The organism is Bradyrhizobium sp. GW821-FHT13H05 (assembly GCF_058804065.1).
Genome location: NZ_JBXAPO010000034.1, coordinates 1 through 1,180, shown reverse-complemented (window position 1 = coordinate 1,180; position 1,180 = coordinate 1). Strand labels below are relative to the sequence as shown.

At 62.6% G+C, this 1,180-nt stretch carries 1 protein-coding gene; it reads right to left on the bottom strand.

Going from position 1 to position 1,180, the window contains the following annotated elements; translation table 11 throughout:
• Positions 1 to 16: 16 nt before the first annotated feature.
• A complete protein-coding gene (locus AC1RR3_RS38510) occupies positions 17 to 964 on the bottom strand; it encodes an IS110 family RNA-guided transposase (RefSeq protein ID WP_492830536.1) in 948 nt (315 codons plus the stop codon).
• Positions 965 to 1,180: the final 216 nt, after the last annotated feature.

The window sequence follows — 1,180 nt, the reverse complement described above, 5'->3', positions numbered from 1 at the left end:
TAGCAACCATTAAAGGCTATGCGGCTTTTTCGGTCCATGGCGTTCCGCGCTGTACGACGGTATTGGCATAGATCAGGAGCTTCCGGGCGCAGGCGATGAGTGCTGCGTTGTGGGCTTTGCCCTTTGCCATGAGGCGGGCATACAGCGCGATCAGAGCCTTGTTCCAACGGAAAGCCGCCGGAAGGGCCGCGGCGAACAGGGAGCGCCGCAGGCGGCTGCGGCCTCCGGCGATTTTGCGCTGTCCGCGGTGTTGTCCGCTATCTGCATCGAAGGGAGCCAGCCCGGCCAAGGCTGCGGCCTCCTCACGACTGACGCGACCGAGCTCCGGCATGCGGATGACGATCGACAGCGCGGTGCGTTCGCCGATGCCGGGAATGCTCAGCACCAGTTTGAGCCGCTTGGCCAGATCGTCATAGGCGCGAAGGCGCTTGGCAATGTCGCGCATTTGCGTCGACCTGCGTGCCTTCAGCCTGGCGATGTCGCTGTTGACGAGGCGTCGTAATACGGGCTCGTCAATGTGCTCAAGCCGGGTCTTGAAGCGCCTGATGTCCTCCTCGATCTGCTCGAGGAAGGTCAGATAGTCGGCCAATTCGCTCAATCGCGAATCCGGCGCGAGCTCGGGGGGATCGAGCGCTGCGGCACAAGCCGCGATCAAAATCGCGTCGAGCGCATCGTTCTTGGCCCGGCGTAAATGGACCTGGCCGAACGCCTTGACCTGAAGCGGCTGCAGCACCAGCACGGTAAAGCCGGCCGACCGCAAATGCTCCACCACGCCACGCTCATAGCCGCCAGTCGCCTCGATCCCGACCCGCGTGACGCCGGTCTTGGCCAGGTTTGCTGCCAGAGCGCGCCAGCCCGGTAAAGTATTGGCGACCTGCCAGCGTTCGGTTCGACCGTGAACCGCGATGTCGAGCTTGGCCTTGGACGTATCGATCCCAGCCGTCGTTATGCTAGTCTGTGTCATCTTCCTCGACCCTGCCTTGTAAAGCGAACCAAGTTGTTCCGGCAACCATCCGGGTCCGATGAAGGTGCTGACGCGATCACGCTACGGGGCAGCCACAAACTGCTCTGGGTGGGCTCGATCCGATCGCCAGCGGCCTGTCGCGGGGTGCAAACCGCGGCAGGCCATTCCTCACGGAACAGGTCCAAGATAATCGATCGCGCTATTACAAGGGTGGGT